Genomic DNA, 21,829 nt, shown 5'->3' with positions numbered 1-21,829 from the left:
TTATGGAACTGACCTTAGGTATACCCGCTTTATTATTTCCGGCTATTTCGTTAACCATGCTAGCATACAATGCCCGGTATTTAGCTATCGCCGCTTTAATTAGACAATTACATAAAAAGTATCAAGAGACAGCTTCAACCTCTATAGGTTTACAAGTTCAAAAGCTAAGAAAGCGACTTACTATTATAAAAAATATGCAGGCAACAGCAATTGTAAGTTTCCTCTTAGCAGTAATTACCATGAGCCTAATTTATGTAGAACTTACTTTGTGGGCAAACTTAATTTTTGGGATTAGCTTATTTGCATTAATGATCTCATTGGTCCTATCATTAATTGAAGTACAGTTATCGACAAAAGCCTTAGAAATTCAGTTAAAGGATATGGAGAAATAATTACCAAACCTCAAGTTAAGGTCCCTGGCTAATAACCTTACCGTTCGTCGATGTTTTTATTAGCTATTTAGGTAATAACCAGTATATTTGCCGTCTGATAAAATTAGGCATGAAAAGAGTTCGAGAACTCGAATTGGTAAATCAAATTAGGGAAATAAGAGAATTCGAATTTGGGGTGTTCTATTTTTTCAAAGGAGGTATCGTTATATCCGAAATGCATGAAGGGGCAAAATTCAAATGGCAAAATGCAAAAAAGGCAGTCTACGCAGCGCAAGAAATCTATGGGAATGATATTCCATTAATTTATATAGCCAATAGGGTGAACAGATATCGTGTAGCGCCTTTTGAATGGTTTAAATTTCATAAAAATCGTTTCGACATGCAACATATTGCTTCAGTTGGCCCATTAAGGAACAACATGTTTAGCTCTATGCTCAAGCAATTAATTTTTCCAAAAAGAATTAAAACATTCCCAGATTTGGACAAAGCTGTAGATTGGGCACTACGTATTTCTAAAAATTCAGGTTTATCTTCTAATTCCTAATCATTTTTTTGTTTAAAGATTGAGAATATAAGGCCCTAAACAGAAGATAATTCTTAAACATCTTAAAAATTCATTTTAAAATCAATCTAAATAGGTATACTAAAACTGTATAATCCTTGTTAATAACTAGCCTGTGATGTAAATTCGCAGATAAAATTAACAAATAATGAGCGGATTTTTTAAATCTTCGATTGGTAGAAAGTACGCAATGGCGCTTTCTGCTTTCTTTTTAATGTTTTTTCTACTTCAGCATTTTGCAATAAACATCTTATCGGTTTTCAGTCCCGATGCGTTCAATGAAGCTTCGCATTTTATGGGTACTTTCTGGGCTGTACAGTATGTTTTGCAACCTGTTCTAATTTTCGGTGTTATTTATCACTTTGTGATGGGTTTCATTTTAGAAGCTAAAAATAGAAGTGCCAGAGTAAAAAAATACGCTAAAAACAATGGTGCCGCCAATTCATCTTGGATGAGCCGTAATATGATTTACAGCGGTTTAGCTATTTTGGCTTTCCTTGTACTTCACTTTATCGATTTCTGGATTCCAGAAATCAACACCAAGTTCATTGATGGAGACATGACTGGTTTACTACCAAATGGTGAAGGCTTCAGATATTATGAGGAGCTTGTTCATAAATTTGAAAATCCACTACGTGTTGGTGCTTACGTAATCGCCTTCATATTCTTATCACTGCACCTTATGCATGGTTTCAGTTCTGCATTTCAGTCTGCCGGTGCATCTAGTATGAGAAAAGAAAAACTACAATTGTTTGCTAAAGTGTATTCGATATCTATTCCGTTAGGATTTATATTCATTGCACTTTTTCATCATTTTAATCATTAATACCTATTACTTATGTCTGTATTAGACTCAAAAGTACCTAAAGGTCCGTTGAAAACAAAGTGGACCGATTATAAGAACCATATCGATTTGGTAAACCCTGCCAACAAACGTAATATTGATGTTATCGTAGTTGGAACGGGATTAGCAGGTGGTTCTGCTGCTGCAACTTTAGCAGAATTAGGCTATAATGTAAAAACATTTTGCTACCAAGATTCTCCAAGAAGAGCTCACTCTATTGCTGCACAAGGTGGTATTAACGCTGCAAAAAACTATCAAGGTGATGGTGATTCTACCTACCGTTTATTTTACGATACGGTAAAAGGTGGTGATTACCGTTCAAGAGAAGCTAACGTATATAGATTAGCAGAAGTATCTGCAAATATTATTGACCAATGTGTTGCCCAGGGCGTACCATTTGCACGTGACTATGGTGGACTATTAGACAACCGTTCTTTCGGTGGTGTATTGGTTTCCCGTACATTCTATGCTAAAGGACAAACAGGTCAACAATTATTGTTAGGAGCTTATTCTGCAATGAACAGACAAATTGCACGTGGTAAAATTACCCCGTTCAATCGTCATGAAATGCTAGATGTAGTAAAGATTGATGGTAAAGCTCGTGGTATTATTGCTCGTAACCTAGTTACTGGTGAAATAGAACGTCACTCTGCACACGCCGTTGTTATCGCTTCTGGTGGATACGGAAATGTTTATTTCCTTTCAACTAACGCTATGGGCTCTAACGTAACCGCATCTTGGAAAATACATAAAAAAGGAGCGTTTTTTGCAAATCCTTGCTATACTCAAATTCACCCAACCTGTATTCCTCGTTCAGGAGATTATCAGTCTAAACTTACGTTGATGTCTGAGTCTTTACGAAACGATGGTCGTATTTGGGTACCTAAGAATTTAGATGATGTAATGGCAATTCGTGAAGGCAAGAAAAAGCCGACAGATTTATCTGAAGATGAAAGAGATTATTACTTAGAAAGAAGATACCCTGCATTTGGCAACTTGGTACCACGTGACGTTGCATCGAGAGCTGCAAAAGAACGCTGTGATGCTGGTTACGGAGTAAATGCAACTGGTGAAGCTGTTTATTTAGATTTTGCCGCCGCAATTAAACGTTACGGTATTGAGCAAGCTAAAATCCATAATATTACAAACGCTTCAGCAGATAAAATATATGATTTAGGTGCTGCTATCGTTAAGGCGAAATACGGAAACCTATTTCAAATGTATGAGAAGATTGTTGATCAAGACCCGTACAAAACACCAATGATGATTTACCCAGCGGTGCATTATACTATGGGCGGAGTTTGGGTAGATTATAATTTGATGACAACAATACCTGGTTGTTACGCTATTGGTGAAGCAAATTTCTCTGATCACGGTGCCAACAGACTTGGAGCCTCTGCATTAATGCAAGGTTTAGCTGATGGTTATTTTGTATTGCCATACACTATTGGTGATTATTTATCACACGACATTAGAACGGGAAAAATACCAACAGATACACCTGAGTTCGATGCTGCTGAAAAAGAAGTAACCGATAGAATTAATTTCTTTATTAACAATAAAGGAGAGCATTCTGTAGATTACTACCATAAGAAATTAGGTAAGATAATGTGGGATGAGTGTGGTATGTCACGTAATGCAGAAGGTCTTAAAAAGGCAATTGAAGAAATATCTGCGCTTAGAAAAGATTTTTGGAAAAACGTAAATGTTCCAGGAACAACTACAGAATACAACGAACAACTAGCTAAAGCTGGTAGAGTTGCAGATTTCTTAGAATTGGGAGAATTATTCGCTAAAGATGCATTGGTAAGAGAAGAATCTGCAGGCGGTCACTTTAGAGAAGAACACCAAACAGAAGATGGTGAAGCAAAAAGACTTAAAGAGTTTCAATTTGTTTCGGCATGGGAATACAAAGGTGAGCCAAAAGATGCAGTTTTGCATAAAGAAGAATTGGTTTACGAAAATATAGAAGTTAAAGAAAGAAGCTATAAATAAAGAAGGTATCATGAACTTAACACTTAAAATTTGGCGTCAAACAGATGCGAACGACAAGGGTAAAATGGTCGATTATAAGGTGACAGAAATATCTGAACACATGTCCTTTTTAGAAATGATGGATGTTCTTAACGAACAATTAATCAATAAAGGAGTAGAGCCTGTAGCTTTTGATCATGACTGTCGTGAAGGTATTTGTGGAATGTGCTCTATGTATATTAACGGTGAAGCTCATGGTCCTGATAGAGGAGTTACCACTTGTCAATTACACATGAGAATGTTCAAAGATGGTGACACTATTACTATTGAACCTTTTAGAGCAAAAGCATTTCCGGTAATTAAAGATTTAGTGGTAGATAGAAGCGCATTCGATCGTATACAGCATGCGGGTGGTTATATATCTGTAAACACTTCAGGTAATACACAAGATGCAAACGCAACTCTTATTTCAAAACATGCAGCAGATGAGGCTATGGATGCCGCTACTTGTATTGGTTGTGGAGCTTGTGTTGCAAGTTGTAAAAATGCTTCGGCAATGTTATTCGTAGGTGCTAAAGTATCGCAATACGCATTATTGCCACAAGGTCAAATTGAAGCTGTAGACCGTGTTAAAAATATGGTTGCACAGATGGATCTTGAAGGTTTTGGTAACTGTACCAATACTGGAGCATGTGAAGTAGAATGCCCCAAAGGAATTTCTTTAGAAAATATTGCAAGAATGAACCGTGAGTTCTTAAGCGCAAACGTTAAAAGTTAAGCTTAACCATCATAAAGTTTTAAAAAATCCCGACCGTAAAGGCTCGGGATTTTTTATTTTTAAGATATGTCTAAAGACTACACCATAGAAAGAATTAAAGTACCAAGGTTCAACGAAGCATCTGGATTCTATACTACACCTAAACGCTCTAAAATAATGAGCAAAATAAAAGGAAAGAATACCAAACCGGAACTTGCCTTTAGAAAAGCATTATACGCTGCTGGATATCGTTACCGTATAGATTACAAAAAACTAATTGGCAAACCAGACATTGCCCTACCCAAATACAAAACGGTCATATTCATAGATGGTGAATACTGGCATGGAAAAAATTGGGAGGAACGAAAACCAAAAGTGAAAACGAATAGAGAATTTTGGATTGCAAAAATAGAGCGCAATATGCAACGTGATCTTGAGGTGAATCAAGAACTCACTTCTTTGGGTTATACCATTTTCAGATTTTGGGAAACTGAAGTCAAAAAAAATCTTAATGAGTGTATAGAGAAAACGATAGAGCATTTAAATACCGTGCAAATGAGCGCAAAATGAATTTTATAAAGTTCATTTAATAAATGTTTAACCCTTGTCGTTCCTTTATTAATAAGGCTTTAACGGACATTACCTCCTTTGATGTATAACTTAGTATTAAAGAAATTATTAATCGTTAAAAACTATATATTATGAAGAGGATAGCAATATTAGCTACTAATGGATTTGAAGAAAGTGAATTAAAATCTCCAAAAAAAGCCATGGAGAAAGAAGGCTTTAACGTAGACATTGTAAGTTTAGAAAAAGGTGAAATAAAAGGTTGGGCAAATGGTAATTGGTCTAATAGTTACACAGTAGATAAAAACTTGAACGAAGTAAAGGCTGAAGATTATTATGCTTTGGTTCTACCAGGCGGAGTAATTAATCCAGATTTATTAAGAAGAGAAGAAACAGCATTAGATTTTGTACGTGACTTTTTTAAATTGAAAAAGCCGGTAGCTGCAATTTGCCATGCACCATGGACATTGATTAGTGCCGGGGTGGTTAAAGGAAGAAAAATGACTTCATTTAATTCCATCAAAGATGATTTAGTAAATGCAGGAGCCAATTGGGTAGACCAAGAAGTGGTGGTTGACGAAGGATTTGTAACAAGTAGAAATCCAGATGATTTACCTGCTTTTAATTCCAAATTAATTGAGGAAATAAAAGAAGGAAAGCACGAAATGCAACACGCATAATTCAGTTTAACAGAATTAGGAAGCCCAACCAAATTGGTTGGGCTTTTTTTATGACCGTATTTAAAATTCATACATTTACTACTATGGATTATACACCACATACAATAGACTCTAAATTACCCGATGTAAAGACCACCGTTTTTACAACCGTTGGCAATCTTGCTCGTAAACATAAGGCTATTGATCTATCTCAAGGTTTTCCAAATTTTAAAGCTGATAAAAAATTAAAGTCATTGGTAAGCGAGGCGATAAACATCGGTTACAACCAATATGCGCCCATGCAAGGCTATTATGGACTTAGAGAAGCCATATCAGAAAAGATAGAAACACTACACAACCGCCAGTATAATCCTGAAAGTGAAATAACAGTGACTGTTGGTGCCACACAAGCTATTTTTACCGCTATTACAGCCTTTGTTGGCAATGGTGACGAGGTAATTGTTATTAAACCTGCATACGACTGTTATGAGCCTGCAATCATATTAAATGGAGGCAAACCAGTTTTTGTACAATTAGATGCACCAAATTATAAAATTGATTGGGAGCTTTTTCGCAGTAAGATTACCGATAAAACTAAAATGGTGATTATAAATACGCCTCATAACCCCAGCGGAACTATATTAACCAAATGGGATATGCAGCACTTGGAGTCGATATTAAAGCCTACCAATATAATTCTGATAAGCGATGAGGTTTACGAGCATATCATTTTTGACGGACAGGTGCATGAAAGCGCCTCTCGATTTTCAGATTTAGCGAGTAGAAGTTTTATTTGTGCATCGTTCGGAAAAACATTTCATGTAACCGGTTGGAAAATGGGCTATTGTGCTGCCCCAGCTGAATTGATGGCTGAATTTAGAAAAGTACATCAATTTGCTGTTTTCTGTGTAGACCATCCGGTGCAACGGGCATTGGCTATTTATTTAAAAAATCCATCACATTATCTAGATTTGAACAATTTTTATCAGCAAAAACGAGATTTCTTCGTTGAGGGAATAAATTCGTCCAAATTTAAGTTTAAACCATCCCAAGGCACTTATTTTCAACTATTGGATTATACCAATATTTCAAATGAAGAAGATGAAGCTATCGGAAAGCGATTAATTACCGAAAACGGAATAGCCTCTATACCGATATCATCGTTCAATGTCGATAATAGAAATGATTATATGTTAAGATTCTGTTTTGCCAAAAAACAGGAAACCTTAGAGAAAGCGGTTGAAATTCTATGTAAACTCTAGTACCTACTTTCTAGAAGGCCGAATTTACTTTAGACATAAACTCACCAATTTTACTCGGTTCTAACCAACGGGTTACTACAACTACATCATTCTCTTTATCTATGACAATAAAATTACCGCCAAAACCGGCAGCGTAATAGATATTTTCTGATAGTCCTTCCCAATGTCTAGCACCCTTTTTATTCAGCCACCACATATAGCCATAGTTCACGTTTGGGCCTGAAGGTGTTGTAGCTTTCTTTATCCAGTTTTCTGAAATCAATTGTTCATTCTTCCATTTACCATTGTTTAAAAATAACATTCCAAAGCGAGCCATGTCTTCTGCACTAATGAATATTCCTGCACCCGAGTGTCCGCCACCCGTAACGGATTTCATTTGAAGTCCGTCAATTTCAGTCCAAGCATCATCATATCCAAACCAACGCCATGTAGAAGATGCGTCGATTTTATCCATGATTTTCTCTTTTAAGACCAATGGCATTGGTTTACGCCACACATGTGTAAGTGAATATGCGAGCACATTTACACGCACATCATTATATTCCATTACGGTACCAGGTTCTTTAGGTTGTGCCAACTTCCAATCATCAATACCACCTTCACTGGGTGGTCGATCGGCCCAATCTTTACCGCCCCAAAGTTCACCAGACCAAGCGGAGTTCTGTTGTAATAAATGTTCCCAAGTAATTTTTGCATTATGTGCACCATCAAAAGTACCATCCTAAATATAATTTCCAACTAAATTCTTAGTGTCGGCAATAAGCTTTTCATCTTCAGCAAGACCAGCAATAGTACTCAAAAAACTCTTGGTGACACTGAAAGTCATATCAACTCTTTTGGTATCTCCCCATTGAGCAACCACATATCCATTCTTAAGAATCATGCCTGCCGGACCGCCACGTTTCTTAGTAGGACCTAATATTTTATGAAACGGTTCTTTTTCAAAACCTTTTACAATAGCAATACGCAAATCTCTAGAACCAGAATATTCATTAGCTTCTGCAAAATCTACAGCTTGCTTTAGTTTAGCGTCATTTATTTTTAAGATGTTAGGAGATTTTTGCTCCCAATCTGCATTTTTTTCTGGAAAATAATACTCTTGCCCGTGCAGATTTAAAAAACCCAAAAGCGCAATGAAGGTGATAAAGTGTGGTTTCATGAAAATTAGTTAGAAGTTACAAGGTACTTAAATTGAAACGCATTAACCAATCTGTCTGTTCATCTGAGCCTATATAATAGGGGTGCGTATCAAATTTTTGGAATCCGTGGCGTTCATAGAATTTTATGGCGCGTTTATTCTCTTGCCACACACCTAACCATAATGTTTTCTTGTTCCGTTCTTGAGCAATAGTTTTAATATGATGAAGAAATTGTTCCCCTAAACCTAAACCTTGATGTTTATGTAATACATATATACGCTCTAATTCAATACTATCATCTTGCTTTAGTTCAGACTGTGCGTCTTTTACATTTAGCTTAAAGTATCCCACAATTTCATTTTTAGAATATACACAGTAAAAATCACTATTAGGGTTAAGCAGTTCTGCTTTAATGGTTTCTAGTGCAAAAGCTTTTTTAATGTAGATTTTGAAATCTTCGGGGTCATTATCTTTTGCAAAGGCGGTAACAAAAGTTTGTTCTGAAATTGACCTTAATTGTTCAAGTTCGTTCAACGCACAAAGTGTATAAGTAAGTTCCATACCCCTAAAATAAAAAAAGGAGCAAATTACTTTGCTCCTTACCGGGGGAAATTTTATAAAATGGTTGATTTGGTAACTTTTCTGTTCCTAATAATACGTGTTTGTCACATACATCAGTTCGTGGGCATTTTTCAATTGCGAACTTTTATTGTTTTTCAGCAAATAACTTACCTTCTGTTCTCATAAGAATGGTTCCTTCATCTGTCTCTTGCATCCTTACGAAATCATCGGGGAAATCTGTACCTGGGTAGCTAACTATATACACATCACCATTAACACTCCAGTTAAAATCTGTCAGATATACCACTTGACCACCTTTATAGCCATGAAAGCGACCTAAATAAACATCATTAAAGATCCATTCTTCATTATCAACAACCATTTTATTCGTATTGGTAGCGGTTTTAACTGTATGGCTCCAAATACCAATTATAGGATCGTTATTTTCTTCTATTTTTGAACAAGAGGCAACAAGTACCAACAAGATTAGGCAACTAAATATATAATTCATTTCAGGTTAAGTTTTTCAAAGCGATTTGGGATTCACTTTTTATTTCACTTCAAATATATGTAGTCTTTTTCTTACAAAAAAGAATTTGTGGTAAAACTTATTAAAATTGTGGTGAACTAAGACAAGTTAGTTCATCAACATTATGATTAAAATTTTAAGATTAGGTTATTAGCATTCCAATTCCCTAAAAAAGGCAAAAAAAAAGGAGCGACTTATTAAGTCGCTCCTTTATAATTTTTTAAAAGTAATTTATAACATAAACAACTTTTTGGTAAGCCTTAGAAATCCGCTAAAGAAGTCGTTTCTATATACTTGTATTTTATGTTCGTTTGCTGTCTGGTTAATTTGAGAATTCATGACGGTTAAGTAATTAATAGGTTATGGGTTTTATCGAATACTAAATATACATCTGTTCTTCTCAAAAATGACAATAAATGTTGTGTATTGAATATAACTTGTTGTGAAAAAAAATGAAAAGCTTATTTCATCGAAGATTCACCCCCATGTATTAAACATTCATTTCTATAACCTCACCTTTTATAATTAAATTACCTTCAGTTGCCGTTTTAATTTCATCAACCGTTACACCAGGCGCTCTTTCCAAAAGCAAAAAACCACCTTCTACCACCTCAAGTACTGCCAAATTGGTTACAATCTTTTTTACACAACCTACACCTGTTAATGGCAGACTACACTTCTTTAAAAGTTTAGACTCACCTGCTCTATTGGTATGCATCATAGCAACTATGATATTCTCTGCAGATGCCACAAGATCCATAGCACCCCCCATACCTTTAACCATTTTTCCAGGAATCTTCCAATTGGCTATATCTCCGTTCTCAGCAACCTCCATAGCCCCTAAAATAGTAAGATCAACATGTTTACCTCTAATCATAGCAAAACTAGTAGCCGAGTCAAAATAAGATGCACCAGGCAGCGCCGTAATAGTTTGCTTACCGGCATTGATTAAATCTGCATCTTCTTCTCCTTCAAAAGGGAAAGGACCCATACCAAGAATTCCGTTTTCACTTTGAAATTCTACACTAATATCTTCTCGTACATAATTAGCAACCAGAGTAGGTATACCAATACCTAAGTTTACATAATAACCGTCTTCCACTTCTTGTGCAATTCTTTTTGCAATTCCGTTTTTATCTAACATGCTCTTATTTTTGACGTACCGTTCTTTGTTCTATTCTTTTCTCGTAATCTTTTCCTTCGAAAATACGTTGCACGAATATTCCAGGAATATGTATTTGATTGGGGTCCAGTTCTCCTTCAGGCACCAACTCTTCAACCTCAGCTACCGTAATTTTTGCTGCACCACACATACATGGATTAAAATTTCGTGCCGTACCTTTAAATATTAAATTACCGGCAACATCACCTTTCCAAGCTTTTACAAAAGCAAAATCTGCCTTGAAAGCTTCTTCTAATATGTACATTTTACCATCGAATTCACGTACTTCTTTTCCTTCTGCTACTTCTGTACCATACCCAGCCGGAGTAAAAAAGGCAGGGAAACCAGCTTGTGCGGCTCTACATTTTTCAGCTAGTGTACCTTGCGGTGTTAATTCAACTTCTAACTCTCCACTTAACATCTGCCGTTCAAATTCATCATTCTCGCCTACATAAGAAGAGATCATTTTTTTAATTTGATGTTGCTGCAACAATAATCCCAAGCCAAAATCATCAACCCCTGCATTATTAGAAATACAAGTGATATCTTTTACACCTAATTTGACCAATTCACTTATCGCATTTTCTGGTATACCACAAAGTCCGAATCCCCCTAACATAAAGGTCATTCCATCTTTTACTCCTGCTAATGCATCAGTTACGTTTGCTACTGTTTTACGAATCATTTTTATTAAATTATCTAGTCACTAAAATACCGATTAAAAATGGATTAAATAAAAAAAGGTCTTGGTTTACACCAAGACCTTTTCATAAAAACTATAAAATATTTTAGAAATCTAAATCTTCCAAATCATCTTCGATGTCATTATCTTCTTTAATATCGGCTGCAAACTCATCGCAATTTATTTCGATCGACATATCACTTGGCTTCTCAAAATCTTCTTTAGAAATACCTAGCTCCTCATCAGCATAATTCTTGGTCATATACAAGCCCCAAATAGGCAGCGCCATTGAAGCACCTTGACCGTAAGTAATACTTTTAAAATGAACAGCTCTTTCTTCGCCACCAACCCAAACACCGGTAACTAAATTAGGAACCATACCCATAAACCAACCATCACTATTATTTTGTGTAGTACCGGTTTTACCTGCTATTGGATTAGTTAATTTATAAGGATACCCTGTAATAATCTCGTCATACTCTGGTCTCCACTTATTATAACCTGTAGTACGTAAACGCGTACCTGAACCACCTTGGGTAACACCTTTCATTAAATCTAAAATAGCGTACGAAACATCTTTACTCAGCACATCTTTAGTTTCAGGAACGTATTCATATAAAACCGTACCATCCTTATTTTCAATACGAGTTACCATTACTGGTTTCACATACACCCCTTGGTTGGCAAAAGCACCGTATGCCCCAACCATTTCATATACATTAACATCTACAGTACCTAACGCTATTGAAGGTACTTCTAGAATATCTCCGCTCAAGCCTAAATTACGCACCATACTAACCACGGATTTCGGACCTACCTCATCTATTAATTGAGCTGTAACTGTATTTACAGAATTTGCTAATGCTTTTTTCAAGGTGTAGCTATTACCTGAATATTTAAGATTAGAATTTCTTGGGCACCATGGCTCCATATTACCATGCTTACCTGCTTCAATACAGTATTGCGTATCTGGGCGAGTTTCGCAAGGTGATAATCGTAATTGATCTATTGCAGCTGCATAGACAAAAGGTTTAAAAGTCGAACCTGCTTGTCTTGCACCTTGAATAACATTGTCGTACTGAAAATGCTTGTAATTGATACCACCTACCCATGCTTTAACATGACCAGTTTGTGGCTCCATAGACATCATTGCCGTTCTTAAAAAAGCTTTGTAATAACGAATAGAATCTCTCGGTGTAAGAATAGTATCTTTTTCTTTAGTCGGGCTTTTCCAATCAAAAACAGTCATTTCGGTCTTCTTATCAAAAGACTCGCGAATTTCTTTTTCAGATTTACCAGCGCTTTTCATAATTTTCCAACGATCAGAATTCTTCATAGCACGTTCCATAATACCCTTCGTTTCCTCTGGAGTAATATCTAAGAAAGGAGCTGTTTTATTTCTATCTGGCGTATTCTGATGAAAGAACTCCGCTTGTAATTTCGTCATATGTTCATTAACTGCCTCTTCTGCATTTGCTTGCATTTTAGAGTCAATGGTCGTGTAGATTTTGAGTCCGTCTAAATACAGATTATATCGATCAGATTCATCACCAATAGCGGGTTTCGGATTCTTGTTAATCCAATCTTTCATAAAACGTTGCAAATACATTCTAAAATAAGTAGCCAAACCTACACTATGCGTTTCTGGATTATAATTGATATCCATTTTCATAGCCTGTAGTGAATCTTTCTCTACTTCAGAGATATATTCATATTTAGCCATTTGTGATAGAACTACATCTCTTCGGTCTTTAACCATTTCTTCCCTTCTCATTGGGTTAAAAAGTGATGAGTTTTTGAACATACCTACCAACATGGCAGACTCTTCAATTTTAAGGTCTTTTGGCTCTTTACCGAAATAAATACGAGCAGCAGAACGAATACCATCAGCATTATTACCAAAATCATAAATATTGAAATACATACTAATGATTTCTTCTTTGGTATAACTACGTTCAAGTCTTATAGCCAGAACCCACTCTTTAATTTTTTGTTTTACAGCATCGAACTTACTTCTAGATCGCACACCTACAAAAAGCTGACGAGCCAACTGCTGCGAAATGGTACTGGCACCACCTTTACTGCCTAAATATGCAAAAGCCCTAACCGTACCTCGGGCATCGATACCGGAATGATCTTTAAAACGAGCATCTTCTGTCGCGATTAATGCATTTACCAAATTATCTGGCAATTCTTCAAACTTTACATCGGTACGATTATCATCTAAATAGAACTTACCCAACAAATTACCATCAGAAGAGATAATTTGTGAGGCTAAATTGGTCTGCGGATTTTCTAAATACTCATAAGAAGGCAATTCACCAAAAAGTCCCCAAGAAGCAGATAGGAAAATTAATGCCACGATAGCAATACCAGACCCAAACAAAATCCAAAACCATAATATGAATTTCGAAAAACTATTCGTTGTTTTTTTCTTTACCTCTTTTGCCATTGTTTACGGGGTGCTTTTTGTTACTTCTATACCTACATCGGTAATACCTTCTAGCCCGATGATACCAGAAACATTACCATTTTTACGCATCGCCTGTGATACCTCTATAGTATATACGCCAGAAGATGAAAAAACGATGTTTTCTTTATACCACAATTTATTTTCTTTAATGCTACCACTACCCTTGCCGAGCCAAGTGCCATCTGGTAAAGACATCGCATATTCTAAAGTGTCTTTGGTTACTTCGCCTTCAGGTGTCGTCAATGATGCAATTATAAATAGATTGCTATAAGGGAAAGTATTGTCATTGCGAACGTTGATAAAGACATCATGCGCTGCAGTAGTATCTATGTTAGAAAGTGAAAATTCAAGAACATTATCTTTGTTCCAAACACCATCTTCCAAGGTTCGGTATTCGGTCTTAATAATATTGCTGTCACAAGAAGCAAAGAGCACTAATGCTAAAAAACAACAAGATATACTACGCATTCTTCTTTTGATTTCTATTACGATTTCTATTCTTGTTCTTATTCTTGTTGCGGTTTCGGTTCTTGTTCCTATTTTTATTATTGTTTCCGCCACCTTTTGGTCTATCAAATCGTGTAAGACTGTCTTGCCCTACTACATTTTCAAAAACTACTTTTTCTTCAACAGCAATTTCCATCGCGTACATTTCCAAACTAGCAACTTTCTCTTTCTTTTTATTCTTCTCTAAGATTTCGTTTACCTGATCTTTAGAAAGCACATGCCAGCTACCAGGATCATCTCTATATGAAAACCACAACATCTCTTTAAAAATATCGGTTTTCTGGCAAAAAGCGAGTCCTTTTTCGGTAAACAATTTTGTGTCTTGAGAAGGAAAATCTTTAAGTGCGTCTACATAGACATCTAGCTCATAATTCAAGCAACACTTCAATTTACCACATTGACCTGCAAGCTTTTGCGGATTCAATGACAACTGTTGGTAACGTGCTGCAGAAGTACTTACAGACCTAAAATCTGTCAACCACGTTGAGCAACACAACTCTCTACCACAAGATCCAATACCACCCAATCTTTGTGCTTCTTGACGATAACCGATTTGACGCATTTCGATTCGAATACCGAATGCCTTTGCCATATCTTTTATCAACTGTCGAAAATCTACGCGTTCATCTGCTGTATAATAAAAAGTGGCTTTAGAACCATCACCCTGAAACTCTACATCAGAAATCTTCATTTGAAGCTTCAAGATAATGGCAATTTCACGTGCTCTTTTCTTAATTTCTTCTTCTCTATCTCTACATTTCTGCCAAATATCTATGTCTTTCTGGCTTGCTTTTCTATACACTTTCGGTGCCTCTTCATCAGTGAAAGACACTTTTTTCCGTTTCATTTGCACGCGTACAAGTTCTCCCGTTAAGGTAACCATACCTATGTCATGACCTGATTGTGCTTGTGTGGCAACTATATCGCCAATGGAAAGTGAAAGATTCTCGGTGTTCTGAAAAAATTCTTTTCTACTATTTTTAAATCGTACTTCAACAAAATCGAATGGTCGTTCCCCATTAGGGAGCGACATATTTGAAAGCCAGTCAAAAACTGTCAGTTTATTGCAACCATCTGTACCGCAAGTACCGTTATTCTTGCATCCCTTTGGTTGTCCATCCTTACCGGTAGAACAACTACTACAACTCATATTATATATATTGGTTTGGTCGAATTATATAAAATTCACCAAAAAAGGTTCATAAAAAACTTATAGGTAAAGATACAGTTTTTTTAATGTGAAATAAAAGTGAAATTAGCGGTGTCGGTTTTATATAGTGACTTTACCAATAACTCAAGACCATTTCTAAAACCTAAAAAGACAGCGAAAAACGCTGCCTTTTTATAGTGTATCGTATGGTTTAATGACTTAAGCCTTCGCAAAACAGAAAGCTACTTTTTAAACTTCAGCACTTCTGAGCGGCCTTTTTTAAATATCTTATTACTTACAACCTTACCTTTTCTCAAGGCCTTTTGTTCTTCAAAAGGCAATTCATGAACTTCTTTACAAGTATCTGAACAGCAATTATTCATTTTTTCTGCACAAGATTTGCATTGAATAAATAATAAATGACAAGCCTCATTAGCACAATTTACATGCTCATCACAAGGTGTTCCACATTGATGACAATTAGCAATAACATCATCACTAATACGCTCACCCCTTCTGTGGTCAAAAACAAAATTCTTACCCTTGAATTTATTTTCAAGATTGTTTTTCTCTACTTGTCGGGTATATTCAATAATTCCCCCTTCTAGTTGATATACCTGTTCAAAACCTTTGTGTTTATAATAAGCACTCGCTTTCTCGCAACGAATTCCGCCAGTACAGTACATTACCAGTTTCTTATCTTTTTTATGAGCGGCTAAATCGCGTTCAATAATATCTAATGAATCTCTAAACGTATCAACATCTGGTGTAACGGCATTTTTAAAGTGCCCTATTTCACTTTCATAATGGTTTCGCATATCTACCAAAACCGTATCTGGATCTTCAATAAGTTCATTGAATTTTTCTGCACCTACATGAATACCTTTATTGGTGACGTCAAAAGAATTATCTTCTAATCCGTCAGCTACAATCTTATGTCTAACTTTCACTTTTAACTTTAAAAAGGAAAGGTTGTCCTGTTCAATAGCAATATTGAGTCGCACATTCTCTAGAAAAGAAATACTATCTAAATGTTCTTTAAAAACATTGAAGTTTTCAGCTGGAACCGAAAGCTGGGCATTTATTCCCTCGTGAGCAACGTAAATTCGCCCAAGAACATCCATATCGTTCCAGTTGATGAATAGGTGGTTTCTAAAAATGTTGGTGTTACCAATGTGTGCATAGGTATAGAAAGAGATAGTAAGGCGTTCCTTACCCGCTTCTTCAATTAAAGCTGCTCTTTCTATTGCACTTAACGTATTGTACAGTTGCATGCTATACTAATAATTTAAGTCTGCCAATGGGCAGAAGGTTTATAGAAAAAATTTCAAGAACAAAAATAGTTATAATATTGAAAAATGCATCTATTTTATAAAGGTTAACCACTTTGTAACATAAAAAAAGAGCCTTGCTTATAACAAGACTCTTTATCGACCATTCCATTTTTTTCTTTTTCATAGTATTCTTAAAGAATATAAAAAAGGATATAGCCACCTATAATCGCCGACACTAAAAACAGCGATTTATAAACAATAAAGTAACTTCTATTTTATAAAAGATAGTAATTGCTTAAAATGGTTGCGTAATTGATTGAATATTATTCAAATCAAAAAAGATTTGGTAATTTAGCTTTCCAAAAAAATAGAAAATGAGTTCTGAAAAAGAAGCAAAATTAAAAGCATTAAAGTTGACCCTTGACAAAATGGATAAGACCTATGGTAAGGGCGCTGTAATGAAAATGGGAGATAGTGTTGTTGCAGATGTTGAAGTGATACCTTCTGGCTCATTAGGTTTAGATATTGCCTTAGGCGTAGGGGGTTACCCAAGAGGTCGTGTAATTGAAATTTACGGACCGGAATCTTCAGGTAAAACAACCTTGACTTTGCACGCAATAGCAGAAGCACAAAAAAATGGCGGCATAGCGGCATTTATTGACGCAGAGCATGCTTTTGACCGTTTTTACGCTCAAAAATTAGGTGTAGATATAGACAACTTAATCATCTCTCAACCAGATAACGGTGAGCAAGGCTTAGAAATAGCTGATAACTTAATTCGTTCTGGAGCAATCGATATTGTAGTAATAGATTCAGTTGCGGCATTGACACCTAAAAGTGAAATTGAAGGAGAAATGGGAGATTCTAAAATGGGTCTTCACGCACGTTTAATGTCTCAAGCACTTAGAAAATTAACCGGTTCTATCAGCAAAACAAACTGTACCGTTATATTCATTAACCAATTACGTGAAAAAATTGGTGTAATGTTCGGTAACCCAGAAACTACTACTGGTGGTAATGCCCTTAAATTTTACGCATCTGTTCGTTTAGATATTAGAAGATCTACACAGATTAAAGATACAGACGGTAATGTTCAAGGGAACAAGACCAGGGTTAAGGTTGTAAAGAATAAAGTAGCACCACCTTTCCGTACCACTGAATTTGATATTATGTATGGCGAAGGTATTTCTAAGGTTGGTGAAGTGATCGACTTAGGTGTGGAATATGAAATAGTAAAAAAGAGTGGATCATGGTTTAGCTATGGTGACACAAAATTAGGTCAAGGTCGTGATGCGGTTAAAAACCTACTTTTAGATAACCCTGAATTATTTGAGGAATTAGATGGCAAAATTAGAGAAGCCATTGCTGCCTTGAATGCCTAAATTCAGTATTATTTAAGTAAACATAAATGAGTTAACGCAACCATTGCACTTCATTCTCATCTTAGAACAAAACAGTTATATGATGAGAAAAAAGTTTATGCTGTTGGCCTTGGTCATAGCATTTATATGTAATGGTTGTTCTATTGATGATGATGGCGCTAATTTCCATTTTACAGCTTTGGAGATTGTCGATGCAGAAGTACCAGAATCTTTTGATCTCAATGAGACCTATACGATTTCTGTAAATTATTTAAAACCGGATAGTTGTACATACTATGAAGGTTTTGACGTTGTTAAAGATTCCCTGACCGTTAGAAGTGTTGTTGCCATTGGGGCTGTAAGAACAGATATTGATGATTGTATGGAAGAATTAATTCAAGAAACGGCGTCTTTCAACTTCCAGGTAGTTTATACCGAACCCTATACATTTAAATTTTATAAAGGCGATAATAGTGACGGAGAGGCAGAATATATGGAAATTGTCGTTCCAGTAAACAACCCTTAAAACAACCAACCATTTGTGAGTCTAGAAGAACTCATACATAATTGCAAAAAAGGAGACCGTAAAGCACAGGAACTATTATATAGAGCCTATGCCTCTACCCTCTTTGGTATATGCCTTAAATACTCCAAATCTAAATCACAGGCAGAAGATACCCTACATGACAGCTTTATGACCATTTATGATAAAATAGGTCAATTTAAAAACAAAGGTTCTTTTGAAGGTTGGATGAAAAGAATTACGGTAAATACTGCGCTACAAAAATATAGAAAGCAAGAATACCTGAATGTGGTTACAGATAATACCGAAGAAGAAGTTACTGTAGATAATGCTTATGATGACATCAGTTTACAAACACTATTAAGTTACATTCAAGAGTTACCAAATAAATACCGCGCCACCTTCAACCTATATGTGTTGGATGGCTATACGCACAAAGAAATTAGTGAAATGCTAGGTACCACAATTGGCACCTCAAAATCTAATCTCGCCAGGGCACGCGCATTATTAAAAGAAAAAATAGAGACTAAGATCACGCAATCAATTGTAAGTATCTTAATTATAATATCAACACACTTTTTATAATCCTAGTGATTATAGACAGAAACAGTACTAGATGCAGAAGAAGAATATAGACGATATTTTCCGAGATAAGCTTTCGGACTTCAAACAAACACCAGACAATAAAGTCTGGCGTGCGATTGATGCGTCATTGGACAAACGAAAAAAGAGAAGAATTATACCATTTTGGTGGTCATTTGGGGGGATTGCTGCCGCTATAATGATTGGGCTATTAATTTTAAATCCGTTTACAGAAGATAATACTAACAACCAAATACTGGTAGACACGGATAACGAATCCGAAAAAATCGATGATATTCAACAGAATATAGAAAATGAAATTTTTATTGATTCGTTAGACACTACTGCCAATGCTGTAGTTGAACAAAACATGGTTAGTGAAAATCAACAGAACGATGTTGAAAACAACCCAATGAACAATCAGCTAGAACCTAATAAGGTTGCTGTGCCAACTACTAAAAAAAGTTACGACAAGAATATTGAACCGGTTCATGCTCTTGCGGTAAATAGTAATAATAATTCAGAAAATAATAATTCTACCAACGAAGTTTTAATTGCACAAAATAGATTGGCAAAAGGTGTTAATTCAAATGATTCAGAAAACTTTTTAAACTATAATCTTAACACAGACGAATCAATTGAAACTACAAACAAAGATTCTAATACACACCTGGACTTTAACCTTAAGGAAGCAGAAAACTCCATAGCTGAAAACAACACTATAGAAGAAGTTACCGAAGAACTTGAATCGAACAAGAAATCTATTTTTGATGAAATTGAAGATCAAGAAGAGCTGAAAAACAAAAAAGTGGCTAGTAATAGGTGGTCAGCGGGTCCGAATGTCGCTCCAGTATATTTTAATGCCATTGGTGAAGGCTCACCTGTAAACTCCATTTTTAGTCCCAATGCAAAATCAGGAAATGTAAATATGAGTTACGGAGTCTCCGTGGCATATGCTGTCACCAAAAAATTGACGATACGCTCGGGTATCAATAAAGTAGATTATGGGTATGACACTGAAGATGTTGCTTTTTCATCTTCGTCAAGTCTTGCTTCTAATACTGGTCAATTAAGTACTATTGATTATGCTGAAACATCAAATACATTAACTATTTCCAGCAAAATAGTTCCCTCAGATAAATACAGCACCGTTAATACTGCTCAAGATGTAACAGCAAAAAGTCCTTCAAGAGATGGCTATATGTCGCAACAGTTCGGCTATCTAGAATTACCAGTTGAATTAAATTACGCGCTTATAGATAAAAAATTCGGCATCAACCTTATTGGTGGTGTCAGTTCTTTATTTTTAATTGACAATGCGGTATCATTGACTTCTGGTGAATTGACAACTGAAATTGGCGAAGCAAATAATATAAACGACTTGAACTTTAGTGCCAATATGGGGCTTGGCATTAACTACAACTTTTCACAAAAAGTACGATTTAATGTAGAACCAATCTTTAAATATCAATTAAACACCTTTTCTTATGTAAACGGCACTTTTAGGCCATATTCAGTTGGGGTATATAGCGGACTTACTTTTCAGTTTTAAAAATATAAATATGAAGTATTATATCTTGTGTTGCCTTTGCTTAATGAGCATTTCTATCTACTCTCAAGATGTTGATGATGCATATATAACTTCAGAAGAACATCAAGAATTAAAAATTAACGGCCTTTTTTTAATCTTAGGCGCCATTGAGTTGGATTATCAATATTTACTAAATGAAGAATCTGCTATCGGTATTGATGTCTTATATGCTTATGATGACGAGAATATTGATGTCAACTATTACATAGCACCCTATTACCGTCAATATTTCGGGAAAAAATACGCATCTGGTTTCTTCGTAGAAGCTTTTGGTATGTTGAATTCTGTTGATGATTACACCTACGGCTCTTATTACGACGAACCAACTGATACCTATTATTCAAATTCTGGATACGATGACAACGTTGTCGATTTCGCTTTAGGAATTAGCACTGGTGTAAAACTCATAACCAAAAGAGGCTTTATCGTAGAAATAGACCTAGGTATTGGACGAAATTTATTCAAAAATGACAGAGACTTTACCATTATAGGTAAAGGCGGCATAAATCTAGGTTACAGATTCTAGCTATTTTTAGTTAAGTCGTTAAGTATCGTTTCTCTAACACTATTCCTAAGGTCTGCCGTATCTTCCGGGCGTATGGAATGTGTCTCAACAAATGAATGAACTCTAGCCCTGCATTTACCAGGACCTCCACTAAAGAAGGTAAAAGAGAATCTTTCCTTATTGTCATAAAAGGTCATGGGTACCACGGGTATTTTATGGGCTATGGCCATTTTAAAAGCACCATCTTTAAATTTATCTAATAACACATGTTCTTCCGGTACACCACCCTCAGGAAAAATACAAATACTCAAACCCTGCTGTAGCCTTCTTTGCGCCCGTCTATATACACCAGTTCTACTTTGGGTACTATCTCTATCTACCATTATACATACCCGTTTGTAGAAAAAACCAAACAACGGTATTTTAACCAATTCCTTCTTGCCAACAAATACAAACGGGTTTCTACTCACCACAAGCATGAGCATAATATCTAGCATACTCGTATGGTTTGCCACCAACATATAACTTTTCCTTTTCACCAAGCGCTGCTCATATTTCACTTTAGGAAAACAAAACATACCATACAGTATAAATCTAGCCCATAGGTTTCTAGCCATCCAAAAAAACTGTGGATACCAGGCTTCACGAGAAGCAAAGATTACCAGAAATGGAAAAAAGAGTAGAATAGGAGTGGCCACTAGAACATAAAACCAAATTCGGTATATAGTTTGACCGGCTTGTTTAACCAATTTAAGCATAAATCAAAAGTAGTT

At 35.7% G+C, this 21,829-nt stretch carries 23 protein-coding genes and 1 pseudogene; 13 read left to right on the top strand and 11 right to left on the bottom strand.

Annotated features, from left to right (window positions below; all coding sequences use genetic code 11):
* Nucleotides 1-2: 2 nt before the first annotated feature.
* The 8 genes from DFQ03_RS02035 (at nt 3) to DFQ03_RS02000 (ending at nt 7,017) form a co-directional block, all read left to right on the top strand.
* Nucleotides 3-392, top strand: a complete 390-nt coding sequence (locus DFQ03_RS02035; RefSeq protein ID WP_133671361.1) for a DUF2721 domain-containing protein — start codon at nt 3-5, stop codon at nt 390-392.
* Between the two features lie 109 nt (nt 393-501).
* On the top strand, nt 502-936 hold the full coding sequence (locus DFQ03_RS02030) for a hypothetical protein (RefSeq protein ID WP_133671360.1): 435 nt from the start codon (nt 502-504) through the stop codon (nt 934-936).
* Between the two features lie 166 nt (nt 937-1,102).
* Complete coding sequence (locus DFQ03_RS02025) at nt 1,103-1,780, top strand: succinate dehydrogenase cytochrome b subunit (protein WP_133671359.1); 678 nt, start codon at nt 1,103-1,105, stop codon at nt 1,778-1,780.
* Between the two features lie 12 nt (nt 1,781-1,792).
* A complete protein-coding gene (locus DFQ03_RS02020) occupies nt 1,793-3,793 on the top strand; it encodes a fumarate reductase/succinate dehydrogenase flavoprotein subunit (protein WP_133671358.1) in 2,001 nt (666 codons plus the stop codon).
* 10 nt (nt 3,794-3,803) lie between these two features.
* On the top strand, nt 3,804-4,550 hold the full coding sequence (locus tag DFQ03_RS02015; protein WP_133671357.1) for a succinate dehydrogenase/fumarate reductase iron-sulfur subunit: 747 nt from the start codon (nt 3,804-3,806) through the stop codon (nt 4,548-4,550).
* 66 nt (nt 4,551-4,616) lie between these two features.
* Nucleotides 4,617-5,099, top strand: a complete 483-nt coding sequence (locus DFQ03_RS02010; protein WP_133671356.1) for a very short patch repair endonuclease — start codon at nt 4,617-4,619, stop codon at nt 5,097-5,099.
* Nucleotides 5,100-5,230: 131 nt separating this feature from the next.
* A complete protein-coding gene (locus DFQ03_RS02005; protein WP_133671355.1) occupies nt 5,231-5,776 on the top strand; it encodes a type 1 glutamine amidotransferase domain-containing protein in 546 nt (181 codons plus the stop codon).
* A gap of 83 nt (nt 5,777-5,859) precedes the next feature.
* Nucleotides 5,860-7,017, top strand: a complete 1,158-nt coding sequence (locus tag DFQ03_RS02000; RefSeq protein ID WP_133671354.1) for a methionine aminotransferase — start codon at nt 5,860-5,862, stop codon at nt 7,015-7,017.
* A gap of 10 nt (nt 7,018-7,027) precedes the next feature.
* On the opposite strand, the pseudogene DFQ03_RS19170 reads toward DFQ03_RS02000, so the two are convergent.
* The 10 genes and pseudogenes from DFQ03_RS19170 to trhO form a co-directional block, all read right to left on the bottom strand.
* Nucleotides 7,028-7,717 (bottom strand): annotated as a pseudogene (locus tag DFQ03_RS19170) (serine hydrolase domain-containing protein); the annotation flags it as partial.
* A 21-nt stretch (nt 7,718-7,738) separates the two neighbouring features.
* Nucleotides 7,739-8,176, bottom strand: a complete 438-nt coding sequence (locus tag DFQ03_RS19165) for a hypothetical protein (RefSeq protein ID WP_317128150.1) — start codon at nt 8,174-8,176, stop codon at nt 7,739-7,741.
* 16 nt (nt 8,177-8,192) lie between these two features.
* The gene (locus DFQ03_RS01990) at nt 8,193-8,717 is read right to left on the bottom strand and encodes a GNAT family N-acetyltransferase (RefSeq protein WP_133671353.1); all 525 of its coding nucleotides are present in this window, start codon (nt 8,715-8,717) and stop codon (nt 8,193-8,195) included.
* A gap of 145 nt (nt 8,718-8,862) precedes the next feature.
* The gene (locus DFQ03_RS01985) at nt 8,863-9,228 is read right to left on the bottom strand and encodes a hypothetical protein (RefSeq protein ID WP_133671352.1); all 366 of its coding nucleotides are present in this window, start codon (nt 9,226-9,228) and stop codon (nt 8,863-8,865) included.
* 508 nt (nt 9,229-9,736) lie between these two features.
* Complete coding sequence (locus DFQ03_RS01980; RefSeq protein ID WP_133671351.1) at nt 9,737-10,390, bottom strand: CoA transferase subunit B; 654 nt, start codon at nt 10,388-10,390, stop codon at nt 9,737-9,739.
* 4 nt (nt 10,391-10,394) lie between these two features.
* Nucleotides 10,395-11,093: a CoA transferase subunit A gene (locus tag DFQ03_RS01975; protein WP_133671350.1), complete on the bottom strand. Its 699-nt coding sequence runs from the start codon at nt 11,091-11,093 to the stop codon at nt 10,395-10,397.
* Between the two features lie 103 nt (nt 11,094-11,196).
* On the bottom strand, nt 11,197-13,542 hold the full coding sequence (locus DFQ03_RS01970; protein ID WP_133671349.1) for a transglycosylase domain-containing protein: 2,346 nt from the start codon (nt 13,540-13,542) through the stop codon (nt 11,197-11,199).
* A 3-nt stretch (nt 13,543-13,545) separates the two neighbouring features.
* On the bottom strand, nt 13,546-14,031 hold the full coding sequence (locus tag DFQ03_RS01965; protein WP_133671348.1) for a gliding motility lipoprotein GldH: 486 nt from the start codon (nt 14,029-14,031) through the stop codon (nt 13,546-13,548).
* The gene (locus DFQ03_RS01960) at nt 14,024-15,220 is read right to left on the bottom strand and encodes a PSP1 domain-containing protein (protein ID WP_133671347.1); all 1,197 of its coding nucleotides are present in this window, start codon (nt 15,218-15,220) and stop codon (nt 14,024-14,026) included. The genes DFQ03_RS01965 and DFQ03_RS01960 overlap by 8 nt, the downstream gene beginning before the upstream one ends.
* Nucleotides 15,221-15,462: 242 nt before the next feature.
* Nucleotides 15,463-16,494, bottom strand: coding sequence for an oxygen-dependent tRNA uridine(34) hydroxylase TrhO (gene trhO / locus DFQ03_RS01955; RefSeq protein WP_133671346.1), 1,032 nt, complete (start codon nt 16,492-16,494; stop codon nt 15,463-15,465).
* Between the two features lie 374 nt (nt 16,495-16,868).
* Between trhO and recA the strand changes: the two genes are divergently transcribed.
* The 5 genes from recA to DFQ03_RS01930 all read left to right on the top strand — a co-directional run bounded on the left by recA (nt 16,869) and on the right by DFQ03_RS01930 (nt 21,077).
* Nucleotides 16,869-17,876 (top strand): recombinase RecA, encoded by a 1,008-nt coding sequence (recA, locus tag DFQ03_RS01950; protein WP_027065412.1) that lies wholly within the window; start codon nt 16,869-16,871, stop codon nt 17,874-17,876.
* 82 nt (nt 17,877-17,958) lie between these two features.
* On the top strand, nt 17,959-18,381 hold the full coding sequence (locus DFQ03_RS01945; RefSeq protein WP_133671937.1) for a hypothetical protein: 423 nt from the start codon (nt 17,959-17,961) through the stop codon (nt 18,379-18,381).
* A 15-nt stretch (nt 18,382-18,396) separates the two neighbouring features.
* Nucleotides 18,397-18,963, top strand: coding sequence for an RNA polymerase sigma factor (locus tag DFQ03_RS01940; protein ID WP_133671345.1), 567 nt, complete (start codon nt 18,397-18,399; stop codon nt 18,961-18,963).
* 31 nt (nt 18,964-18,994) lie between these two features.
* Nucleotides 18,995-20,512 (top strand): outer membrane beta-barrel protein, encoded by a 1,518-nt coding sequence (locus DFQ03_RS01935; protein ID WP_133671344.1) that lies wholly within the window; start codon nt 18,995-18,997, stop codon nt 20,510-20,512.
* A gap of 10 nt (nt 20,513-20,522) precedes the next feature.
* A complete protein-coding gene (locus DFQ03_RS01930; protein ID WP_133671343.1) occupies nt 20,523-21,077 on the top strand; it encodes a DUF3575 domain-containing protein in 555 nt (184 codons plus the stop codon).
* On the opposite strand, the gene DFQ03_RS01925 is transcribed toward DFQ03_RS01930, so the two are convergent.
* A complete protein-coding gene (locus tag DFQ03_RS01925; protein ID WP_133671342.1) occupies nt 21,074-21,814 on the bottom strand; it encodes a lysophospholipid acyltransferase family protein in 741 nt (246 codons plus the stop codon). The genes DFQ03_RS01930 and DFQ03_RS01925 overlap by 4 nt on opposite strands.
* Nucleotides 21,815-21,829 lie beyond the last annotated feature (15 nt).

Origin of the sequence: Maribacter caenipelagi, from assembly GCF_004364175.1 — a bacterium.
GTDB classification, from domain to species: domain Bacteria; phylum Bacteroidota; class Bacteroidia; order Flavobacteriales; family Flavobacteriaceae; genus Maribacter; species Maribacter caenipelagi.
Note: the sequence above shows the minus strand (reverse complement) of the source record. Positions and strands in the feature narration are given on the sequence as shown.

Coding starts and splice junctions, on each gene's coding strand:
- DFQ03_RS02000 (WP_133671354.1), top strand. CDS start 5,860: ATGGATTATACACCACATACAATAGACTCTAAATTACCCGATGTAAAG.
- DFQ03_RS02035 (WP_133671361.1), top strand. CDS start 3: ATGGAACTGACCTTAGGTATACCCGCTTTATTATTTCCGGCTATTTCG.
- DFQ03_RS01930 (WP_133671343.1), top strand. CDS start 20,523: ATGAAGTATTATATCTTGTGTTGCCTTTGCTTAATGAGCATTTCTATC.
- DFQ03_RS01925 (WP_133671342.1), bottom strand. CDS start 21,814: ATGCTTAAATTGGTTAAACAAGCCGGTCAAACTATATACCGAATTTGG.
- recA (WP_027065412.1), top strand. CDS start 16,869: ATGAGTTCTGAAAAAGAAGCAAAATTAAAAGCATTAAAGTTGACCCTT.
- DFQ03_RS01960 (WP_133671347.1), bottom strand. CDS start 15,220: ATGAGTTGTAGTAGTTGTTCTACCGGTAAGGATGGACAACCAAAGGGA.
- DFQ03_RS02010 (WP_133671356.1), top strand. CDS start 4,617: ATGTCTAAAGACTACACCATAGAAAGAATTAAAGTACCAAGGTTCAAC.
- DFQ03_RS02025 (WP_133671359.1), top strand. CDS start 1,103: ATGAGCGGATTTTTTAAATCTTCGATTGGTAGAAAGTACGCAATGGCG.
- DFQ03_RS01935 (WP_133671344.1), top strand. CDS start 18,995: ATGCAGAAGAAGAATATAGACGATATTTTCCGAGATAAGCTTTCGGAC.
- DFQ03_RS02015 (WP_133671357.1), top strand. CDS start 3,804: ATGAACTTAACACTTAAAATTTGGCGTCAAACAGATGCGAACGACAAG.
- DFQ03_RS02020 (WP_133671358.1), top strand. CDS start 1,793: ATGTCTGTATTAGACTCAAAAGTACCTAAAGGTCCGTTGAAAACAAAG.
- DFQ03_RS02030 (WP_133671360.1), top strand. CDS start 502: ATGAAAAGAGTTCGAGAACTCGAATTGGTAAATCAAATTAGGGAAATA.
- DFQ03_RS01990 (WP_133671353.1), bottom strand. CDS start 8,717: ATGGAACTTACTTATACACTTTGTGCGTTGAACGAACTTGAACAATTA.
- DFQ03_RS01970 (WP_133671349.1), bottom strand. CDS start 13,542: ATGGCAAAAGAGGTAAAGAAAAAAACAACGAATAGTTTTTCGAAATTC.
- DFQ03_RS01945 (WP_133671937.1), top strand. CDS start 17,959: ATGAGAAAAAAGTTTATGCTGTTGGCCTTGGTCATAGCATTTATATGT.
- DFQ03_RS02005 (WP_133671355.1), top strand. CDS start 5,231: ATGAAGAGGATAGCAATATTAGCTACTAATGGATTTGAAGAAAGTGAA.
- DFQ03_RS01975 (WP_133671350.1), bottom strand. CDS start 11,093: ATGATTCGTAAAACAGTAGCAAACGTAACTGATGCATTAGCAGGAGTA.
- DFQ03_RS01980 (WP_133671351.1), bottom strand. CDS start 10,390: ATGTTAGATAAAAACGGAATTGCAAAAAGAATTGCACAAGAAGTGGAA.
- DFQ03_RS01985 (WP_133671352.1), bottom strand. CDS start 9,228: ATGAATTATATATTTAGTTGCCTAATCTTGTTGGTACTTGTTGCCTCT.
- DFQ03_RS01965 (WP_133671348.1), bottom strand. CDS start 14,031: ATGCGTAGTATATCTTGTTGTTTTTTAGCATTAGTGCTCTTTGCTTCT.
- DFQ03_RS19165 (WP_317128150.1), bottom strand. CDS start 8,176: ATGAAACCACACTTTATCACCTTCATTGCGCTTTTGGGTTTTTTAAAT.
- trhO (WP_133671346.1), bottom strand. CDS start 16,494: ATGCAACTGTACAATACGTTAAGTGCAATAGAAAGAGCAGCTTTAATT.